General features: G+C 32.8%; 16 protein-coding genes. 7 read left to right on the top strand and 9 right to left on the bottom strand.

The features are described from left to right. Window positions 1–165: 165 nt before the first annotated feature. On the bottom strand, window positions 166–750 hold the full coding sequence (locus tag C1X07_RS00610) for an RNA polymerase sigma factor (protein ID WP_103068041.1): 585 nt from the start codon (window positions 748–750) through the stop codon (window positions 166–168). 240 nt (window positions 751–990) lie between these two features. Here C1X07_RS00610 and uvrA point away from each other — a divergent pair, with 240 nt between their 5' ends. The 5 genes from uvrA to C1X07_RS00585 all read left to right on the top strand — a co-directional run bounded on the left by uvrA (window position 991) and on the right by C1X07_RS00585 (window position 8,096). Further along, a complete protein-coding gene (uvrA, locus tag C1X07_RS00605) occupies window positions 991–3,771 on the top strand; it encodes an excinuclease ABC subunit UvrA (protein ID WP_103068040.1) in 2,781 nt (926 codons plus the stop codon). 141 nt (window positions 3,772–3,912) lie between these two features. After that, window positions 3,913–4,557: a peroxiredoxin-like family protein gene (locus tag C1X07_RS00600; RefSeq protein ID WP_103068039.1), complete on the top strand. Its 645-nt coding sequence runs from the start codon at window positions 3,913–3,915 to the stop codon at window positions 4,555–4,557. Between the two features lie 115 nt (window positions 4,558–4,672). Next, window positions 4,673–5,338, top strand: coding sequence for a hypothetical protein (locus tag C1X07_RS00595; protein WP_103068038.1), 666 nt, complete (start codon window positions 4,673–4,675; stop codon window positions 5,336–5,338). 149 nt (window positions 5,339–5,487) lie between these two features. Then, window positions 5,488–6,582, top strand: coding sequence for an amidohydrolase family protein (locus C1X07_RS00590; protein ID WP_103068037.1), 1,095 nt, complete (start codon window positions 5,488–5,490; stop codon window positions 6,580–6,582). 209 nt (window positions 6,583–6,791) lie between these two features. Next, window positions 6,792–8,096, top strand: coding sequence for a hypothetical protein (locus tag C1X07_RS00585; RefSeq protein WP_103068036.1), 1,305 nt, complete (start codon window positions 6,792–6,794; stop codon window positions 8,094–8,096). 63 nt (window positions 8,097–8,159) lie between these two features. Here the strand turns inward: C1X07_RS00585 and C1X07_RS00580 are convergent, their stop codons facing one another. From C1X07_RS00580 to C1X07_RS00560, 5 genes are all read right to left on the bottom strand, one after another. Next, window positions 8,160–9,617: an oligosaccharide flippase family protein gene (locus tag C1X07_RS00580; protein ID WP_103068035.1), complete on the bottom strand. Its 1,458-nt coding sequence runs from the start codon at window positions 9,615–9,617 to the stop codon at window positions 8,160–8,162. A gap of 115 nt (window positions 9,618–9,732) precedes the next feature. Continuing rightward, window positions 9,733–11,220 carry a BspA family leucine-rich repeat surface protein gene (locus C1X07_RS00575; protein ID WP_103068034.1) on the bottom strand — a complete coding sequence of 496 codons (1,488 nt, stop codon included), beginning with the start codon at window positions 11,218–11,220 and terminating at the stop codon, window positions 9,733–9,735. A gap of 308 nt (window positions 11,221–11,528) precedes the next feature. Continuing rightward, on the bottom strand, window positions 11,529–12,812 hold the full coding sequence (locus C1X07_RS00570) for a glycosyltransferase family 4 protein (protein ID WP_103068033.1): 1,284 nt from the start codon (window positions 12,810–12,812) through the stop codon (window positions 11,529–11,531). A 4-nt stretch (window positions 12,813–12,816) separates the two neighbouring features. Further along, on the bottom strand, window positions 12,817–15,264 hold the full coding sequence (locus C1X07_RS00565; RefSeq protein ID WP_103068032.1) for a YfhO family protein: 2,448 nt from the start codon (window positions 15,262–15,264) through the stop codon (window positions 12,817–12,819). 32 nt (window positions 15,265–15,296) lie between these two features. Further along, window positions 15,297–15,566 carry a DUF4834 family protein gene (locus C1X07_RS00560; protein WP_103068031.1) on the bottom strand — a complete coding sequence of 90 codons (270 nt, stop codon included), beginning with the start codon at window positions 15,564–15,566 and terminating at the stop codon, window positions 15,297–15,299. Window positions 15,567–15,666: 100 nt separating this feature from the next. On the opposite strand from C1X07_RS00560, the gene C1X07_RS00555 reads away from it, so the two are divergent. Both C1X07_RS00555 and C1X07_RS00550 read left to right on the top strand, forming a co-directional pair. Next, on the top strand, window positions 15,667–17,349 hold the full coding sequence (locus C1X07_RS00555) for a transporter (RefSeq protein WP_164914061.1): 1,683 nt from the start codon (window positions 15,667–15,669) through the stop codon (window positions 17,347–17,349). A gap of 96 nt (window positions 17,350–17,445) precedes the next feature. Then, on the top strand, window positions 17,446–18,564 hold the full coding sequence (locus tag C1X07_RS00550) for a GNAT family N-acetyltransferase (protein ID WP_103068029.1): 1,119 nt from the start codon (window positions 17,446–17,448) through the stop codon (window positions 18,562–18,564). A 113-nt stretch (window positions 18,565–18,677) separates the two neighbouring features. On the opposite strand, the gene C1X07_RS00545 is transcribed toward C1X07_RS00550, so the two are convergent. The 3 genes from C1X07_RS00545 to C1X07_RS00535 all read right to left on the bottom strand — a co-directional run bounded on the left by C1X07_RS00545 (window position 18,678) and on the right by C1X07_RS00535 (window position 22,395). After that, window positions 18,678–19,121, bottom strand: coding sequence for a methyltransferase family protein (locus C1X07_RS00545; protein WP_103068028.1), 444 nt, complete (start codon window positions 19,119–19,121; stop codon window positions 18,678–18,680). 697 nt (window positions 19,122–19,818) lie between these two features. Then, window positions 19,819–21,078, bottom strand: a complete 1,260-nt coding sequence (locus tag C1X07_RS00540; protein ID WP_103068027.1) for an aminotransferase class I/II-fold pyridoxal phosphate-dependent enzyme — start codon at window positions 21,076–21,078, stop codon at window positions 19,819–19,821. Between the two features lie 276 nt (window positions 21,079–21,354). Next, a complete protein-coding gene (locus tag C1X07_RS00535; protein WP_103068026.1) occupies window positions 21,355–22,395 on the bottom strand; it encodes a PLP-dependent cysteine synthase family protein in 1,041 nt (346 codons plus the stop codon). Between the last annotated feature and the right edge of the window lie 57 nt (window positions 22,396–22,452).

The following is a 22,452-nucleotide window of genomic DNA, read 5'->3' as shown; positions in this document are numbered from 1 at the left end:
TTTTGAATAATTAAGAAGAAAATCTATTGTTCTTCTATTTGGTACTAAATGTTTTTCTTCTTTTCTTGAAGACTTAAAGTAAAATTTTGCCATATTATATGATCTTATTTAAAATATTATAAGATGATAACGGCACTAATTATACTTTATTGTATAAAAAAATTATTAATTCGTTAAAACAATGTTATTTTTCTCTATTACCTTTCTTAGGTTAATTAGAGCATATCTCATTCTACCTAAAGCAGTATTAATACTAACACCTGTTTTATCAGATATTTCTTTGAAGCTCATATCCCGATACATACGCATAATTAGCACTTCTTTCTGATCATCTGGTAGTTCTTGGATTAAATTTCTTAAATCCTCTTCAACCTGATCTTTTATCAATCTCTTCTCTGCATTAAGGTTTCCATCACTGATAACAGAAAAAATACTAAACTCTCCGTTATCTTCAAATTTTGGCATACGATTCCCTTTTCTAAAATGATCAATCACCAAATTATGAGCAATACGCATTACCCAAGGAAGAAATTTACCTTCTTCATTATATTTACCATTCTTTAAAGTACGAATTACTTTAATAAAAGTGTCCTGAAAAATATCTTCAGAAATGTCTCTATCAAAAACTTTAGAGTATATAAAACTATAAATACGTTGCTTATGACGTTCAATTAGAACAGAAAGAGCACATTCGTCTCCTTTAATGTAGTTATTAACCAGAACTGCGTCTGACAGGGTGTAATTTTTCATACCTAGACTTTATTTTAGTACCAACAAGCTTGGGGCTCGTGCTATGTTAAACTTTAAAAGTAAAGGTATGCTATAGGCAGTTTTGTTTAATTTTTTGATTCTTTATGAGGGGCTAATATAGTAACAATCATTTAATTTCAAACAATTTCCTGTTAATTTTTTTAACTAAACTTTCAATATACATAGTGTATTATACTTTTATAGTAATCCTTATCTTTGCGCTCTTACCGCGTATTTACTATGATTCAAGACATTACAACCGTAGATCCAAAAGAAAATATAATCATCAAAGGAGCTAAGCTTCACAATCTGAAAGATTTAGATGCTGTTATACCTAGAAACAAGCTAGTTGTAATTACTGGGTTATCTGGTTCTGGGAAGTCTAGTCTTGCTTTTGATACTTTGTATGCAGAAGGGCAACGTAGATATGTTGAGAGTCTATCTTCTTATGCAAGACAATTCCTTGGACGGCTTAATAAACCCAAAGTAGATTATATCAAAGGTATTGCCCCTGCAATAGCTATAGAACAAAAAGTTAATTCTACCAATCCACGATCAACAGTTGGTACTACCACAGAGATTTATGATTATCTAAAGCTGCTCTTTGCAAGAATTGGAAAAACGTACTCCCCTATTTCGGGAAACCAAGTAAAAAAAGACAGAGTTACCGATGTTATAGAATATGTAAAAACTTTTAATGATGGCGAAAAACTACTGCTACTTGCTCCAATTCATATAGAAGAAGGTCGTACACTAGAAGGAAAACTAAAAGTCTTACAACAGCAAGGATATGCAAGAATAAAGAGTAACGGTGCTGTATCCAGAATAGAAGAAGTGATTATTAATGAAAAAGAAAAGTACTATCTCGTTATTGACAGAATCATAAAAAGAGATGAAGAAGATTTTTTTAATCGCCTCGCTGACGCTATAGATTCTGCTTTTTTTGAAGGAAAAGGAACTTGTTTTATAGAAACTCTAAATGATGGCAATCAAAGACAGTTTAGTAATAAATTTGAATTAGACGGAATATCTTTCTTAGAACCAAACATTCACCTATTTAGCTTCAATAACCCTTATGGGGCATGTCCGGAATGTGAAGGATATGGAGATGTTATTGGTATTGATGAAGATTTGGTTGTTCCCAATACCTCATTAAGTGTTTTTGAGGGAGCCGTTTTTCCCTGGAAAGGAGATAGTATAGGATGGTACAAAGATCAACTGGTAAATAACGCGTATAAGTTTGATTTCCCTATTCATAAACCCTATTTTGAATTATCTGACAAGGACAAAGAGCTCCTTTGGAAAGGAAATGAGTACTTTGAAGGAATTACTGGTTTTTTTGAAGAACTAGAAGCAAAAGCATATAAAATTCAAAATCGTGTAATGCTGTCTCGCTATCGTGGAAAAACAAAATGTACTACTTGCAAAGGAAAACGACTGAGAAAAGAAGCTGATTATGTAAAAATTGCAGAAGCTACGTTAACAGATCTAGTCGAGAAGCCATTAAATGAATTAGCAGTTTTCTTCAAAAACCTAACTCTTGATAAATATGACTCTAAAATTGCTAAACGTCTTCTCAAAGAAATAAACAGCCGATTAGAATTCTTACAAAATGTGGGGTTAGAATATTTAACACTTAATAGAAAATCTAATACGTTATCCGGAGGAGAGTCCCAACGTATCAATCTAGCAACATCATTAGGTAGTAGCCTTGTTGGCTCCATGTATATTTTGGATGAACCTAGTATAGGATTACATCCAAAAGACACTGAAAAACTAATAAAAGTACTACAATCACTCCGAGATTTAGGCAATACTGTAATTGTTGTAGAACATGATGAAGATATTATGCTAGCTGCCGATGAAATCATTGATATTGGTCCAGAGGCAGGAACATATGGAGGACATGTAGTAGCTACAGGCACCTTTGATGAGATTCTTAAAGCAGATTCTCTTACCGCAAAATATCTTAATGGAACTCTTCAAATTGAAGTCCCTAAAACCCGAAGAACCTCAAAATATTATCTAGAGATTATTGGTGCCCGGGAAAATAATTTAAAAAATATAGATGTAAAAATTCCACTTGGAATGTTTACAGCCATAACAGGAGTATCCGGGAGTGGTAAAAGTACATTGGTCAAAAAAATTATATACCCCTCTGTCTTAAAACAATTAGGTGGGTATGGTGAAAAAGCTGGAGAATTTACTGAACTAAAGGGAAATTATAGCAATATTAAACATGTAGAATTTGTAGATCAAAACCCTATTGGTCGATCTTCTCGCTCCAACCCTGTTACTTATATCAAAGCTTATGATGATATTCGTAACCTATTCGCTACTCAAAAACTATCCGGAATACGTAATTATAAAGCAAAACACTTTTCTTTTAATGTAGATGGAGGTAGATGTGAAACCTGTAAAGGAGAAGGAGAAGTTACCATCGAAATGCAGTTTATGGCAGATGTACATCTCGAATGTGAAACCTGCGGCGGAAAAAGATTCAAAAAAGACGTTCTTGAAGTGACATTTCATGATAAGAATATTCATGATATCCTCTCTATGACTATTGATAATGCAATTGATTTCTTTACTGAACACAACCAAACCAAAATCCAAAGAAAGCTTCAACCTCTACAAGATGTTGGTCTTGGGTACGTGCAGTTAGGACAAAGTTCTTCTACCCTATCCGGTGGTGAAGCACAAAGAATCAAACTTGCCTCTTTCTTGGTAAAAGGTAATACAAAGGATAAAGCACTCTTTATATTTGATGAACCCACTACCGGTCTACATTTTCATGATATCAAAAAACTACTCAAATCTTTTAATGAACTAATATCCAAAGGACATTCTATTCTGGTTATAGAACATAACCTTGATCTTGTTAAATGCGCAGATTATATCATTGACCTAGGGCTCGAAGGTGGAAAAAATGGAGGAAATATTATTGCGAAAGGCTCACCCGAAGAAATCGTAAAAGTCAAAGAATCGTATACAGCAACATTTCTAAAAGAAAAACTATAAATAAAAAATCACCATATCCAACACTGTTTCTAAGAGTGAATTCATTATAATATTAAGACATTAACATTATTATATTAGATGTTGATGTAATGTTATTATAGCCACTTCGGCTAAAAGTGTCTAATTATAAACCAAAATATAATGTCACTTACCGAAGATCTAAAAGCTCGTGCAGAAGTATCTGCAAAAAAGTATCCTGAGAATATTCGTAAAGTAATGAGTAACGGAATACAAATTCTAAAGGATACAAATATGATTTCCAAAGCCCTAAAAACGGGAGATCTAATACCAGAAATTACACTTCCGAATGCAGCGCATAAAAACATCTCTGTTCAGGAAGTTTTATTAGATAAGAAAGTTATACTATCCTTTTATCGCGGAAGTTGGTGCCCTTATTGTAACCTGGAACTAATTGCACTACAACGATCATTACACGAGTTCGAAAAATATGGCGCTACACTAATCGCAATTAGCCCAGAAACTCCGGATAATTCATTAACTACTTCAGAAAAAAATAATTTAAGCTTTGAAGTTCTTTCAGATATCGATAACAAAATTGCAAAAGAATTTAATCTTGCCTTTTCATTACCTGATGACCTTATAGAGGTATATAAAGGTTTTAACATTGATCTAGAAAAAAGCAATGGAAACAAAAATCAACAATTACCAGTCTCAGCAACTTATATAATTGATCAAGATGGAACAATTGTCTACGATTTTATTAAAGAAGATTATAAAGAAAGAGCTGATCCTAAAGAAATAATTAAACAACTCAAAAACAAATAGTTAAATATTACTCTTCATTTCTTATATGTTTTTGGCACATGATTTGAGAAGGTACTAATCAAATAGCGAAAGCCGAAAAGCTAATAAGTAGGCATAAACCCAAAACATGTAAGTTATGAAAAAAATGATACTTTTTATTGCAGTATTATTACTAGTAGGAACAACTGCACAAGCGACCGATCAAAATTACTCGGATCATAAGGATAGGGTTACAAAACGCTATCACCACGCACAACCTATAATCTTTATAGAAGGTGGCATAAAGTTTTTTGTCTACCCAGATGGAGGTATTGATTACAAAATTCTTAGAAGAAGGCACAGACCCCACAATAGTTGGAATAATAATGTTTATAATGCGCCTGGTTCCTATGAACGCCATAGACCATATAATAACTTTATTAGATATGATTATTATGGTAGATTAAAGAAAGTAGGACCAAATTATATCAACTACGATAGATATAACAGGGTACGTAGAATCGGAACCATTTCAATAAGATACAATCGAAGAGGATTAGTGCATAGAATTGGTGGATTATATATCTATTACAAAAGATATGATCGAATACATTATACAGAAGGTAATGTGCATTATGATGGCTGTGGATATTGTGGGATTGATGGATGTTCAATTACACATAGACCATATTACAAGAAAGCTTGGAAACCAAAATATCACGACGATGACGACGACGATGATGATGATCATTACTATAAGAACCGAAGAAGAATAAAAAAACATCATAATGATGACGATGATGATGATGATGATGATGATTAAGATATAAATTAAGAATTGGTTAGTTGTTTAGACCCCGTTACCTAATATATTTGGTAGCGGGTTCTTCTATTTATAAAGTGTTGTTAAGTTTTCTTCAAAAAAAGATGATTGTCCTATATTTATTCTGTTCAATATATATTCTTATCGGTATGAATTTTCATAAAACACTCCTATTTCTATTTATCATCTCCTTAACTTCAATGACCGCTCAAAAAATGGAGTTTGAGGATTATGATCCTCCATCTACTCTCGTTGTTCCAGGTACCGAAATCAAAAAAGCAAAATTTCCTTTTATTGATGTACATAATCATCAATTTAGGATGCCAACTCAAAACCTACAGGAAGTCGTTACAGAAATGGATAAACTCAATATGATGGTAATGGTAAACTTATCTGGAAGAGGAAGAGGATCTGATGAACACTTACACAAATCTTTAGAAAATGTAAAAACAAATTTTCCAAACAGGTTTATTGTATTTACCAATATTCGTCTTACAGGAATTGATGATCCTGATTGGACAAAAAAAACAGTAGCTCAATTAGAAAAAGATGTAGCTATGGGAGCCAATGGATTAAAGATCTATAAAAGCCAAGGAATGGATAATAAAGATAGTAAAGGAAAACGTATCAAAATTGACGATCCTCGAATTGATCCTGTTTGGGAAAAATGTGGTGAGTTAGGAATCCCTGTTTTAATACACTCTGCAGACCCTAAACCATTTTGGGATGCTCATGATAATCAAAATGAGCGTTGGTTAGAACTTAAACTAAGATCCAGAAGAAAAAGAGATTCAAAAGTTACAGGTTCATGGGAGACCATTATACAAGAGCAACATAATATTTTTAGAAAACATAAAAACACTAAATTTATCAATGCACATTTAGGTTGGTATGGAAACGATCTAGCAAAGCTGGCAAAACTCATGGATGAAATGCCAAATATGTATAGTGAGATCGGAGCTGTCATTGCAGAATTGGGTCGCCAACCTCGTCATGCAAAAGCTTTTCTTACCAAATATCAAGATAGAATTATGTTTGGAAAAGATTCGTGGAATCCTGAAGAATACTATACTTACTTTAGGGTTTTAGAATCAAAAGATGAGTATTTTCCATATTATAAAAGATATCATGCCTTTTGGAAAATGTATGGTCTAGATCTCGATGATGAAGTATTGAGAAAATTATACTATAAAAATGCTTTACAGGTAATTCCAAATATCGATAAGAGTTTGTTTCCAAAATGAGATGTGATAAAAAACAGCTTTCTATCGTAATACCTGTTCCTTTTTTTTATGACATAATAACTAAATATATCTTAAGTCCTTGTAAAACAAACTTCGCAAAAAAACATACACCACTGTTTATCAGTAATTTATTTTTTTGGCACGCTGCTTGATACTATAAAATTGAGAATCGAAAATTAATTTCTATTCTAATTTTAAAATCACAGATTATGAAAAATTTTGTTTTACTTTTTGCAGGTTTATTGTTAGCTTCATTCACAGCTAACGCAACAGAAACCAATACAGAATCATCTGCTCGATATTATAACTATGGGAAATCATTTATCTTCTCAGAAGGAGGAATCGATTTTTCGGTGTATGCAGACGGACAATTTGATTTTTATATCAATGGTCGTAGAAATGGTGTTCGTATTGGTGTTAATACTCCTGGAGTAAATATAAGTTTCAATTCTGGATATGATTATGACGCTTATGTACAATATGATGATTACGGAGCTGTAGTACAAGTAGAAAACGTACCCATCTTTTATGATTACTATGGTAGAATTACGCAGGCTGGTGATATTTACATTAATTATAATGACTATGGTCGTATATCTAGAGTAGGTGGATTATATGTACACTATAACAGTTATGGAAATTTTCTAAACTGTACAGGATACATCAACCGTTATAACAGATATTATGAATACAGACCTTTTCATGCCTACTTTACCGTTCCTGTAGTTACAAGATGTATTGTATACAATAGACCATACAGAAGATACTATACACCTTACAGATGTTCTTACACAACTTATAGAAGCAACTATTATAATGGATACTATACTAGACCATACAGAAGTCGTAATTACTACAGACCGCATAGTCGAGTATCAAGCTACAACAGAGGATATAGAGGCACTACAGCAAGAGGTCTTAACTACAGAACAAGAAGCCACAGAACGGCTATGTATAAAAGAAATGATCGTAACTATAGTAAAATAACACGTAACAGATCTAATTATAACAACAGAAGTACAAATAGTAGAAATAGATCAAATAATTATGGTACTAGAAGTACAGACAGAAGTAGATCTAAAGTTACAAATACAAGTAGAACGCGTACTACAACACCTAATACCAGAACGCGTACGGCAAGTAGATCTGTACAACCAAAACAGAGAGTACGATCAAATAATAGAAGTGCAACACCTAGAAGAAATGTGCAAACGACCCAAAGAACCAGAAATACGGTAACTAGCCGATCTCCTAGAACAGATAGCAAATCAAGGTATCAGAGTAGTAATAAGAGGTCAATATCTAGAAGTACTCCGGTTCAGAGACAAAGAAATACAAATAAAAAATACTCTGGAAATGTAACAAAACGTTCTAATAATAGTCGTTATAGTAGTAATAATAGAGGAACAAGTTCTTCTAGAGCAAATGTAAAAAGACAAAGAAGTAACACTTCTAATAGTAGAGCATCAAGATCAAGTAACACTCGTTCTCGTACCTCTAGAAGTAGAAGTTAATAAGACATAAAAATATTTATTTTTTTGGTTGGTTAGTTAGAAAATCCCTCAAGAGTTGAATGCTTAAGCACCTCGAGGGATTTTCTTTATTAAATCGTTAATATCTTTAGATATATTAAGAGCATACACTACTCCTGCATATGCTATACCAATTAAAACACTTTTAAGAACTATATTGAAAATAGGGTGAAATGGTAGTTCCCAAAAATAAAATCCAAACGTAAAAACCACAATTTGTACCAGAGAAATGATAGTTTTCTTAGAGAAAGGGTGCATTTTAAACTTAGCATAAACAATCCATAACTTAGCCAAGTTATAGCAAAAAACTGCAATAACCGTAGCAATTGCGGCGCCAGTAACTCCAAAAACCGGAATACAAAGAATGTTTAAAATCACGGTAATAACAACCATTCCTACACCAATATATAACACTATCCTATAATAATCAGAACTGTATAAAATTGAGTTATTATTTCCCAAAAGGTTATCAAATAATTTGGCTGATCCAATCAAAACTACTACCCATATAAATAACTCATATTCATTAGGAATAATTTTAAAAAGCTGCTGTACATTACAAATAATTAAAACGAAGAGCAACCCGCTTGTAACTAAAAGGTTCAAAGAACTTTTTTTATACAAACTTTCTAATTTGTCGTTTGCTTTTTCATTAAGCAACTTAGCTGTCAAAGGATACGTTATTTGATGCATTGCCCTCGACGGAATTATAATTACACTTGCTATATAGGCACATATACCATACTTGGCTACATTCTCTATAGGAAGATACCGTTCGATCATCGTCTTGTCCATATCAATCAACAAAGTGGCAACAGATCCCGCAATTAATATCAAAGCAGAATACTTGAATACAGGGACATAATTGTCTGGTAACAAAAAACGGGGACTAAAACGATAAAGCCCCATTGCGTATATTTTCATAACAACCATACGCAATATATATGCAGCCATTAGTGCATAAATGAATTGAGAAATTGTAAGTATTTCAAAATACACTAAAATCAAAAGAATACTGATACATACCCTTAAGAACAATTCTTTCATTATATTTCCAAAAACACTTTTGAGTTTTACTTTTGACCAAGCAAAAAATACTTCAAAATAAGCACCTGAAATAGCCAGTACAAAAATTGTCCACACATAAGGTTGGACTATTGTGTTTTTAGTACTAAATAAATCAAGGATTGAAGAATAAAAAATAACTCCTATCCCTCCGACAGCAATAGCAATAAAAAAAGGAAACACTAACATTACGGTCAAAAACCTATCCTGCTGGTCTTGATCAGAATAAGATGAAAAAAATTTAATGATAGTATTTGGAGTGCCAAAAGCTATAATGGGCCATATCAAATTAGATGCTGTCATCAAATACGAAACCAAACCATAATGTTCTTCATCCATAAAATTGGTAAACAAAAACAAGGTATTTGCAGCTCCGATACCAAATCCAAGACAAGTAATAATAATATTCCTTATAGTCTGATTAACTACTACTCCCATACTTAGACTTCATCAGGGTTTTTAATTTCAAATTTCAAAAGTACAAAATACAGAGCTATCAAAACATAAAAAGAGACTAAATAGTCTCTTTTTAAATGATTATTAAAGATTAACTTTACCTAGGGCAACTAATATCACCAACAATTCTCCATCGTTTACCATCGGTCAAATTAATTCTCTCGGTATAGGCATTACAATAAACTAACCCCTCTACCCCAAAGGTTACATTTGATTCTAAATTTGGTAAAGCCGACCATTTTACGAGTAAAGCATCATAATGTGTTGTCGACAGATTCGTATTATCTAGCATCCCATCCATTGTTGTTACATTTTGTATATCCCAATCACTTATATCACTATCAAAAGAAATAGCTCCAAAAAACATTGATCTCATATTGGTAACTTTACTCACATCCCATTTACTAAGATCCGCATTAAACTTACCACAACCAGAAAACATACTAGATACACTTGTAACATTACTCGTATCCCATGTACTAAGATCTCCATTAAAAGAAGAAGCTCCAATAAACATATAATCCATTTTTTCAACACTACTTACATCCCATGAACTAAGATCTCCATTAAAAGCAGTGGCGCCATAAAACATTCCCAACATACTTGTAACTTTAGCAACACTCCACTTGCTTACATCTCCATTAAATGAAGTAGCTCTGTAAAACATGCTCTCCATATCCATAACATTACTAACATCCCAACCATTAAGGCCTATAGTAAAGCTAGTACAATTAGAAAACATTTGATGCATATTAGTAACTGTACTTACGTCCCAATTATTGAGATCTGCATTAAACTTAGCACAACCAGAAAACATATCAGACATGTTTGTAACTTTTGACAGGTTTGGTATGTCTACAGCATTATAAGTCATGTTTACACAACCTGCAAAAGCCCCATCAAAAGATTCCCATGTATTATCTCCCCACTGCTCTATTGACTCAAGTACGTTTGCTCCTTCAGTAATCCTAAACATTGGAAATACTCCGGATATAGCAACTTTATGTGTCCCAACAGTTGCATAAGAATGGCTTGCTGTAGTAGTTTGGTTCTTTTCGACAGTACCATCGCCCCAATCTATTGTAAAGCCATAGGTAATATCCTTGTTTAGTCCAATAGTAACTATTTCATAGGGCGTTGTGGTCTTCCAGCGGGTAATAAAGGCTTCTATAACATCCTCAACGCTTATTGTAATATCCACACTAGCTTTAAGTGTTCCATCAGAAACCTCTACGGTTATTGTATAAGTAGTTGTAGTTTCAAAATCCAATTTTTTATCAGCTACCAAACTCAACTCTCCAGTTTTGGTCATCTCAAAAAGGTCATTGTTATTTTTAGTCAGTACAAAAGTAAGTGGGTCATTCTCTACATCTGTAGCTACCACCTTACCAATTAATACATCATCCGTGATATCTTCTTTTACGGTAAATGTTTGAGCATTGATTTCTGGAGCTGTATTAACTACAGGAGGTTCATCTGGGCTTACCGTAGGCTGAATATCATCATCATTATTACATCCAACACTTAATATAATCATCAGTAACAAGATCGTTATATCTCCTTTAATTTGTTTTAGTTTCATCATTTTGCATTATTTTTTTTGAAGCGCGCTCTTGGATTTTCTTATTCAAAAAGCGTAGAGAATTCATGGTTTTTATTCTAATTTGTTTAAATTTTAAAACAAACATAACAAGAGGTTCTGTAAGGAAAGAGAGTTCTTTTTATTCGCTGTATCTTGTTTGATATACGCTGCACTTTACTTGATATTTGATATCAACACTATATCTTTTACAAAAAAATAATGCATTATTGAACTATTACATTTTTAGAGTTAAATGTAAAATGCCATAAACCATGAAAAATGAAAAAGGAATAAACTTTGGTTTTCTATATCTATAGAGCTTTTAGAAGTCCTGATAGAGTTTTGGTCAGTTCTTTTCTACTATATTTTCCTACTCCAATAACGTGAGAAGCTAATTCTCCGTTTTGAAACTGGGTAAAATATTGAAGTATTTGTGTTTTTATTTTATCATATTCCTGATATTCAAAAAAGCACCCCGAATTTGTTTCTGTAATTAACTTTGATACATCAGCACCTTCTGGTCCAATTGCCAGAATAGGTCTTCTCGATACCATATACTCAAATAATTTTCCAGGAATAATACATCGAGTTTGCTTACTATCTATTTCGATTAATAATAAAACCTGAGCATTTCTTTGGATTGATATTGCTTCTATATGAGGAACATACTCTTTTGTTATTAAGAAATCTGATAATCCTGCTTCTTTTATTGAAGATAAAACATCGGCACTAACTGCACCGACCAATTGTAACTGAAACATCTCCGAAAACTCTTCATTTTCCTTTGTCAGATCATACAACGCTTTCCAAAGATATTTTGGATCCCTGCCTGATAACAAAGATCCGATATGCGAAATTGTAAATTTAGTATCCAAAACTACTTTAGAAAGAGTTTCTGTATCATATCCATTGGTTATTACAGAAATTGGAGTCTTGGTAATATTGGTAAACTCCTTTTGAGTGGTAAAACTTGTAACAACAATATGGTCGGCAGTATTCAACACTTCTTTCTCTAATAATTTATGTTTTCGTATTGATCGTTTTGTAAGTTTTAATTTATTGTGATAGCCAATAGTAGTCCAAGGATCCCTAAAATCTGCCAACCATTTCACATCAAGTTGATTTTTCAATTCTTTTCCTATCAAGTGTACGCTATGAGGGGGACCTGTAGTGATTATTACATCAATTTTGTTTTCTAATAGGTACTTTTTTAGATATTTAACCGAAGGGGCTACCCAAAACTTCCGAGCATCAGGAATAAAAAAATTCCCCCGTATGTATAACAATAGTTTTTGTATAAAAGATTGCTTTTTACGATTTGTAATGATTCCCTTACTAATAGTTTTTGTCTCTTTTTTAGAAAAAAACTGTGCAAATTGATAAGGTTCAAAAATAGGACTCGATAACACCTCTATCCCCTCCGGAATTTCAGAAGACAAAGAACTATCTTCAATTGGATATGTAGGATTCTCAGGAATATAAACCACTGGCTCAATACCAAAATCCCTAAAGTATTTTACAAACTTAAGCCATCGTTGTACTCCCGGACCTCCGGCTGGTGGCCAATAATATGTTATAATTAAGGCTTTCACAATATTTTTACTTATCCTCCTCTTGTGTCAAAGGAAGTATACTCCCAGTCTTTTTATATTGAAAATATATCCCACCAATCAATATTAACATAAAAATGATCGAACTAGTAAGGGTAATTACACTTCCTGTTTTTATAACTTGAGGTTCGAATCTAAATTCAATTTTATGTTTCCCTGCAGAAATAGGCATTCCTCTCAAAATATAATTCACCTGAGCATGACTCATAGGTTTCCCATCAATTAATGCTTGCCAACCAGGATAGTACACCTCAGAAAAAACGGCAAAACCATCTTCCTTAGAATTCGATTCGTACACCAAATGATTTGGTTTGTGATCTATTAAAGTAATATAAGACAAAGAATCAGTCGAATATTTAGTTTTAGGAAATTCCTCTTTAAATTTAGAATTGATAATAGCTTCTGTTTTGATATCTAAATCTTTTAAAGCCAAAATTTCGTCGTTTGCAGAATCCACTTGTTTGATTGTCGAAACAAACCACGCATTTCCATTAGCATAAGGATTCGTAAGAGCTTTGACACCTTCTTTATCTTGTGTGATAATATATTTTATATTAAACATATTCATCACCTCGACGTCATTCTTTGCTAGATAGAACTCAAATAAATCTTGTATTCTTCCAGGTTTAGCAGCGTGATACCCGCCTAATGCATTATGAAAATAAGAAGCTCTACCCGAATTAAAAGGATTTGCCGTTAAATCAAATACCCTAAAATGTCCCTTATCCTTAAAAATTTCTTTATCCGCTTCATTCGCTATAAAAGGTTTATTAAACTCTCTTGATGAAACAAAATTACTATTATTAACATATTTCCAATCTACTAATACCAGATCAAAAACAATTAACGCTCCCAACCCTACCAAAAGTAGATTTTCTTTTAATTTTCCTTTTAAATAAAACCAACATCCTGAAGCTATTAGCAGTACTAAAACTAAAGAACGTATAGTATCGATAGTAAATATCTCTTTTCTATCCTCTTTTATAGCCCTCAAATAATCTGGACCACCTTGCTCAAGGAGCATGCTATCACCTAATCCACTAAAATTAAACAAAGTAGATTTAAACAACAAAAAGAGTAGTGCTATTCCTCCTACTATTGCTGTTGTGTACTTTAATGCTTTAATCTTTGTTTCATGGATAACAGAATCATTTAATAATTTATGGATTCCAATTATAGCCAAAACAGGAACGCATAATTCAATAATTACTTGTATAGAAGACACCGCCCTAAACTTGTTATACAATGGAAAAAAGTTGATAAAGAATTCGGTTAGAAAGCTAAAATTATGCCCCCAGGATAATAACAATGCCAAAATTGATCCTCCTACAATCCACCATTTCAATCTACCTTTTACCAAAAACAATGCAAATACAAATAAAAACAATACAGTTGCACCTATATATGCTGGTGCCCCAACAATTGGTTGATCACCCCAATAAGTTTGCACATGTTCTGTATATGACTTTGCTTGTGATGGAGACACTCCTAGTCTAAGTAATTCCTTATAAACATTAGAATCTGTACCCAAATTTTCATAAGACGCTCCTCCCATAAAACGAGGGATAAAAAGATTAAAACTCTCTAATTTACCATAACTATACTGAGTTATATAATCAAAATCTAATCCAGAGCTTTTCTTTTCTTTTCCATCGGATTGAATCGTAAGACCTGTATCCCCCCTTGTACTAAATTGTGTGTATTCTTTTGTTGCCAAAAGACTAGTAGCATTAAGCAGTATAGAAAATAATACTGCTACCATCATTACTCCAATAGACTTAAAATAACTTGGTATTTCCTTTTTCCGATATGCATCTACTAAGTAAGAAACTCCCAATACCAGTACTAACAAAAATAAATAGTAAGTCATTTGAAAGTGATTTGCTGCTATCTCTAAAGCCATGGATATAGCCAATAACAGAAACCCCCAAATATATTTTTTTCTAAAGGTAAGTATTATACCACTCAAAACTAAAGGCATGTAACCAATAGCATGAGCCTTGGCATTATGTCCCACACCAATTATAATTATAAAATATGTCGAAAATCCAAAAGCCAAACTGCCCAAAAAAGCAAGTTTGTAATCCACTCTTAATACTAGTAGTAAAATATAGAAACCAACAAAATATAAAAACAAGTAATCAGCCGGTCTAGGTAAAAACCTAATTAACCTATCCAACTTCTTAATATAGCTATGAGGATACTGTGCTCCTAACTGGTACGTAGGCATTCCTCCAAATGCATTATCTGCCCAATAAGGCTCTTCTCCTGTTTGATTCCTAAAATCAGTTTGTTGTCGTGCCATTCCGGTATATTGAACAATATCACCCTGTCTCATTTTCTTCCCACTCAAAACAGGATTAAAATAGACTAAAGAAACGATGATAAAACCTAAGACAACAAAAATATGGGGTAAGAATCTTTTTATGAAAGACATGATGTGTGTGAGTTTACTATTGAAGCGCCAAATTAATCAATTTCCTCATAATCGATATATTCTCCAACATCTTTATTAGAAGATTTTTTTTTCGGTCCTTTTTCAATAGTAGTTTCTCCTTTTGTAGATGGACTAGTTTGCTGATATTGATTAAACTGCTGCTCAAATTTTTCTCCAGCTTTCTTTGTAACATACTTAAACAATAGAGGACCAAATAAACGCGTTAATACTTTAAATACATAATATATTAAGATTATAATGAGAATTATCTTCAGTACCCCTTGCAGTGATGCTTCTTGCATATTATTTTTTTTCAAAAATAATGAACTCTGTATACAATTACAGGTAGACAATCCTAAAAAAATGATAAAATCTGCTATATTTGAACCAAATCTATTGAATATGAGCCCTAAGTTTCTTCTGTTAATAGCTAGCATGTTTTTATCCTGTTTAGCAGTTTCTGCACAATACACAGAGAAAATCAATACGAATAGACCTGGAACCTCTCAGGGCGCCTTCTCTGTTGGTAATAATGTATTACAATTAGAAGGAGGCTTTGGCTTGGGTAAAGAAAAACATAAAATCCTGAATACTAAGACCAATGTTTTCAAAATTGATTATGCAGTGAGATATGGTCTATTAATTGAACAATTAGAGCTTAGAATAAACGGAACATTTAGAGCAGATGGAGTTAAGCAAACTATTGGTGCTAACGAAGAAAAAATAAAAAGAAGCAATTTTGAAGCAAATACATTTGGAGCAAAATATCTAATTTATGATCCATATAAAAAGCCAAAAAAGGATTCTATCAATTATGATGAATTAAAAAGTTGGAAAGAACGTCATAAATTTAAATGGAAAAGCCTTATCCCTGCAGTTTCTGCTTATCTGGGTGCCAATTTTGTTTCTGCAGACAATCCTTTTACTGCTCCTAATGATGATACTTTTAGCCCAAAAATTGTTTTAATGACACAAAATAACTGGTCTACAAGCCTAAATGGGGATTGGGTATTAGTGACCAATTTAATAATTGACAAAGTTACCACAGATGATCCTATCATTGGTTGGATCATCACTTCTACTCATACAATTAATGAAAAATGGGCTGCTTTTGGAGAATATCAAGGGCAAAAAAGTGATTTTTACAGCGATAATATATTAAGAATGGGAGGTGCATATCTCTATGATAAGGACCTTCAGTTTGATGCAAATATTGCTTTTAATTTTAAAGACACACCTTCAATTTTCACCGTTAGCTTTGGAGCATCATACAGATTTGATTGGCATACCAAAGATGAAATTATCGAACAACCGGGTTTAGAAGGAGGTGTTAAAGAAGAAGAAGAAAAACCTGAAATAGATACCGAAGATGGAGAAGAAAATATTGACGGAGAATTAGAAGAGTTAGAAGAAGGAGAAGAAATTGAAAATGATAGTATTAAATTAGAAAAAACACCTTTTATTAATGATTTTGAAGATGATAGCCTAAGGGAGAATATCGAAAAAGATCTTGATGAAAGAAGAACTGCCGAACGATTAGAACGTGAACGTATCGAAAATGAAAAGATAGCTAAAAAAGAAGGCAAGAAATTTAAAAAAGAAGAAGCTAGACGCCTAAAAAGAGAAGCAAAAGAAGCTAGAAAAGCAGAAAAAGCAGCGATACAGGCAGAAAAGGAAAAGCAAAAAATGATTGAGGATATAGATGCCGAGCTTGATAAAATGGAAAAAGAACAAGGTGTAGATCAAGAATTACAAGATATCGACAAAGAGCTACAAGAGTTGGAGAAAATGGAAAAAGAGTTAGACCTTGAACAAAAAGAAGAGCAGGAAGAAAAACAAGAAGAAAAACAAGAAGAAAAAGAAAAAGAACAAGAAGAAGATGTAGACGCTGAGTACGAAAAATATCAAAAAGAACAAGAAAAGAATAAAAAAGAAGAGGAAAAAAGAAGGAAGAAAGAGGAGAAAAAGCGTCAAAAAGAAGAAAAGAAAAGAAAAAAGGAAGAAGAAAAACGTAAAGCCAAAGAAGAAAAGGAAAACAATGAAGACTCTGATATAGATAAAGAACTAGACCAGATAGATCAGTAACAATAACAAAATAAAGAATCTATTGTATTATTATTTGTAAGCAATCATAATATTTAATAAAAGGATTATATATTTGTAGCGAATTAGAGATGATATATGATTACGATTAAAGAAATTACTTCAAAAGGAGATTTGACCACATTTGTTAAATTTCCTTTTGAGTTATATAAAGACTCCCCATATTACGTGCCGTCTATTATCAAAGAAGAAGTAGACGTAATGGATCCTCAAAAAAATCCTGTTTTCAGAAATGCTGATGCTAAGTATTTCTTAGCTTACAAAGGAAAAACCATAGTAGGAAGGATTGCAGCAATTATAAATTGGATTGAGGTAAATGAACAAAAAAAACCAAAAGTACGCTTTGGATGGTTTGATGTTATCGATGATATTGAAGTAACTAAAGCTCTCTTGCAAAAGGTAGCCGAATATGGGTCTCAACACTCATTAGAGTATATAGAAGGTCCTGTTGGGTTTTCAAATATGGATAAAGCCGGTATTCTAATCAAAGGGTTTGAAGAATTAAACACAATGATCACATGGTATAATTACCCCTATTATTCAAAGCATATGGAACAACTTAATTTTGAACCTGCCGCTACCTGGGTAGAGTACAAAATTAAAGTACCTAAAGAGACAAAAGAAAAGGTAATCAAATTCGCCAAGGTAATCAAAGAACGATATCAACTCAAACTCCTTAAGTTTAATAAAAGTAAAGAAATACTACAATACGCAGATGACATGTTTGATCTACTAAACAAAACATATAGTAGCTTACAAACTTTTGTCCCTATACAGCAGTATCAGATAGATATGTATAAGAAAAAATACTTACCCTATCTAAATCCTGAATACATTACTTGCATAGCTGATAAAACAGGCAAGCTTATAGCTTTCTCAATCGTTATGCCTTCTTTTTCTAAAGCACTAAAGAAAATGAATGGTAAAGTATACCCTCTTCGTTTTTTACATATTTTAAAGGCGCAACGCAGAAATGACACTGCTGCTTTCTATCTTATAGGAGTAGATCCTGAATACCAAAATAAAGGTGTAACAGCTCTTATCTTTAAAGAAATGAATGAAGCCTTTTTACGCAATGGTATCGAAACTGTAGAAACCAACCCGGAGTTAGAGGAAAACAAAGCTATTCAAGCTTTATGGAACGGCTATGAACATGAACAACATAAAATGCGTAGAACGTATAGAAAAAGTATTTAGTTTTTTCTTTGGATAACCACATAGCTTAGAAAATCTGGATTTAAAATCCAGATCATTGGTTTTCTCACGTTTTTTACGGACATGTACAGCGGCTACCAGTGTTGATGGCAATTTTATATCCACCGTCTCACTTTCGATTTATAATTTTTATATTCAGTTCCAAATATTCTTTCCATTGAATCTTCTTCGAAGGGAATATAATAATTATTCGTAACCAAGATAAAAAACAGAAACCCAACGACGGGTAGAAGTGTTCCTAAAAACACCCAAACTCCGAGTAGACTTATCGTAAAGCCTAGATAGATTGGGTTTCTACTAACCTTAAAAAGTCCATTTGTTATCAGTTTTCTTGGTTTTTTAAAGGTATGTATTTCTGTATGGGATTTATCAAATTGCTTTCTGACTTTTATTGTCATAATCAAACCAGTAAGGATAAACAGTATTCCAATATAATTAAAAGGTCTTGGGATTATTTCCTGAATAATAATTAGGTTTTTAATAAATATCATAGCAGCTATACAGATCAGGAATAAAATTGGTGGAATTAACTTTTTCATGCATTAAGGATTTATCAATACTACAAAGTTATTTAGTTGAAAATCCATTTGCATTAACATAAGTTAATTCTGTCATCTTTTTTTTATCGTGCTCAAAGTTCCTGCATCCAGTATCAAAAATTCACGTTGTCCTTTTTCTTTTATTGCATAGTATTATCAAATTACCACTAAGAGTTCATTTTATAAGGTAAGTAAGCAAGTAATAAGCGCTTTCATTTAGATAGTATTATACTCTAACAAGTTTATAGAAAGGTATTCCGCATAGGATAAATCACTATTCATGTTGAATAAAACATCTTCCTCTTTGGATAAATTGTCTTCCGTGTTAGATAAAGAACCTTCTCGTCCTCCGTGTCGGATAAAGCATCTTTCGTCTGGAATAGTGAACCCTCCACCCTAGACAAATTCTCTTGCTTGTTAGATAATACCAATTCTGACGTAAAAAACATCACCCCTACCAAAAAATCGTACTTCCTTGTAAAGAAATATAGAACTATAATACCAAAAAGAACTCCTTCAAAACAAATGAAACCATTTCTACCATAGAACTCGTTTATGTTTTTTTTGATTTGCTTAAAACTATTGTCTTAATCTATAAATGGGATAAAAAAAACCAGCGAAGTTAACTTCACTGGTTTTAAACATTTTTTATTAGAATATTTTGTCAGCTCTTTTGAGCAGTGTGAATTCTATAATTTTACTCTCCCATCGCCACAGCAACAGAAGCAGACATGCGTTTATAAGTTCCATTTTCGAGTCGCTCACGTATAGCAGAAAATGCATTTAAGGTTTCTTCAATATCTTTCATGGTATGAGATGCTGTCGGAATTAACCTTAACAAAATCAAACCTTTTGGTATTACCGGATATACAACAATAGAACAGAAAATACCATAGTTCTCTCTAAGATCTTTCACCAAAGCCATAGCTTCAGGAATACTACCTTTAAGATATACTGGTGTTACACAACTTTGCGTTGTTCCTAGATCAAACCCTCTTTCTCTAAGCCCATTTTGTAGTGCATTTACATTCTCCCACAATTTAGCTTTTAACTCTGGCATGGTTCTAAGCATATCCAAACGCTTAAGTGCACCAATTACGAGTTGCATCTGAAGAGATTTTGCAAACATCTGAGAACGTAAATTATATTTCAAATAATCTATTATCCCTTGGTCTGCAGCAATAAATGCACCTGTACTAGCCATAGATTTTGCAAAAGTGGCAAAATAAACATCTATCTGATCCTGAACACCTTGCTCCTCTCCTGTTCCTGCTCCAGTAGCTCCCAAGGTACCAAAACCATGAGCATCATCAACAAACAACCTAAAGTTATACTTTTCTTTTAGTGCTACTATTTCTTTTAATTTTCCTTGCTCACCACGCATACCAAAAACCCCCTCAGAGATTAATAAAATTCCTCCTCCGGTTTTTTCAGCCATCTTTGTAGCTCTCATCAGGTTTTTATCGATACTCTCCATATCATTATGGCGATAAGTATATCGTTGCCCCTGATGTAATCGTACTCCATCAATAATACATGCATGTGCATCTACATCATATACGATAATATCATCTTTACTTACCAGAGCATCTATTGTAGACACCATACCCTGATAACCAAAATTTAATAAGTATGCAGCTTCTTTATCAACAAACTCAGCTAGCTCATTCTCTAATTGTTCGTGAAGATCGGTATGACCACTCATCATTCTGGCTCCCATTGGATATGCAGAACCATACTCAGCTGCAGCTTCTGCATCTACCTTACGAACTTCTTCTTTATTTGCTAGCCCCAAATAGTCATTGATACTCCAGGTAATAACTTCTCTCCCTTGAAACTTCATTCTATTTGATATAGGCCCTTCAAGTTTTGGAAAAACAAAATATCCTTCTGCCCTATCTGCCCACTTTCCTAATGGTCCTTTGTCTTTGTAAATCTTATCAAATAAATCTCTCATTTACCAAAAAATTGTTTCTTATAAGTTTGCGAAAATACATAAAATTGAATTGATGACATAATTATATTTAAATTCACTTTTATAAAGTTTTATTTTCATCGAACTAAACCTTATGACATCCCAAATTATATATACACTAATGATTTCCCGTAATTTAGTAAATAAAATTGACATCCCAACACTAAGATTTTATGGTGGTAGTATTAAGAAACAGAATAAAAAAAACATCCAGAATTAATCTGGATGTTTTTTTTAAATCGTTTTGAAATATTTTTATTACTTAATAAATTGAACTTTTGTAGCATCGACTTCATTTTTACTATCAAAAAATCCTTGCTCTTCCATCCAATCATCACTAAATACTTTACTCATATATCTAGAACCGTGATCAGGCAAAATTACTATAACATTACTGTTTTCGTCAAATTCACCTTGCTCTGCAAGTTGTTTCACTCCTTGCAAGGCAGCTCCACTAGTATATCCTAAAAACATACCTTCTTTTCTTACTAGCTCTCTTGCGGTATGAGCACTATCCTCATCGCTAACTTTTTCAAACTTATCTATTACATCAAAATCTGTAGCCGTGGGGATTAAATTCTTACCCAAACCTTCAATTCTGTATGGATAGATTTCTTCTTCATCAAATTCTCTGGTTTCATGGTACTTCTTTAAAACTGACCCATAGGCATCAATTCCAAAAACACGTACATCACTATTCTTTTCTTTTAAGAATCTAGCTGTTCCAGAAATAGTACCTCCGGTCCCACAACAAGCTATAAAATGTGTAAGTTTTCCATTAGTTTGATTCCAGATTTCTGGTCCGGTAGAATTGTAATGTGCATCAATATTTAATTCATTAAAATATTGATTTATATACACAGAACCTTTAATTTCTTCATGAAGCCTTTTTGCTACCTGATAATACGATCTTGGATCATCAGCACTAACATGGGCAGGGCATACATATACCTTTGCTCCCATATTTTTTAGCATTGCTATTTTATCTTTTGACGATTTAGAACTAACCGCAAGAATACAGTCATAGCCTTTAATCACACTTACCATTGCCAAACTAAAGCCTGTATTACCGCTTGTAGTTTCAATAATAGTGTCACCTGGTTTAAGAATACCTTTTCTTTCGGCTTCTTCTATGATATAAAGTGCGATCCTATCTTTGGTCGAGTGCCCTGGGTTAAAAGATTCTACTTTGGCGTAGTAATTTCCCGGAAAGCCTTTCATAATTCTATTTAGTTTTATCAGTGGGGTGTCACCGATAAGTTCCAAAATATTATTATAAGCCCTAATATCTTCTCTCATATAGTAGTGTTTTAACAGATATGTGGTACAAATTGGGGAGACCACTAGCTGTTTCAA

This window comes from Aquimarina sediminis (assembly GCF_002895435.1).
Taxonomy (GTDB): domain Bacteria; phylum Bacteroidota; class Bacteroidia; order Flavobacteriales; family Flavobacteriaceae; genus Aquimarina; species Aquimarina sediminis.
This window is presented reverse-complemented; position numbering and strand designations above follow the sequence as displayed.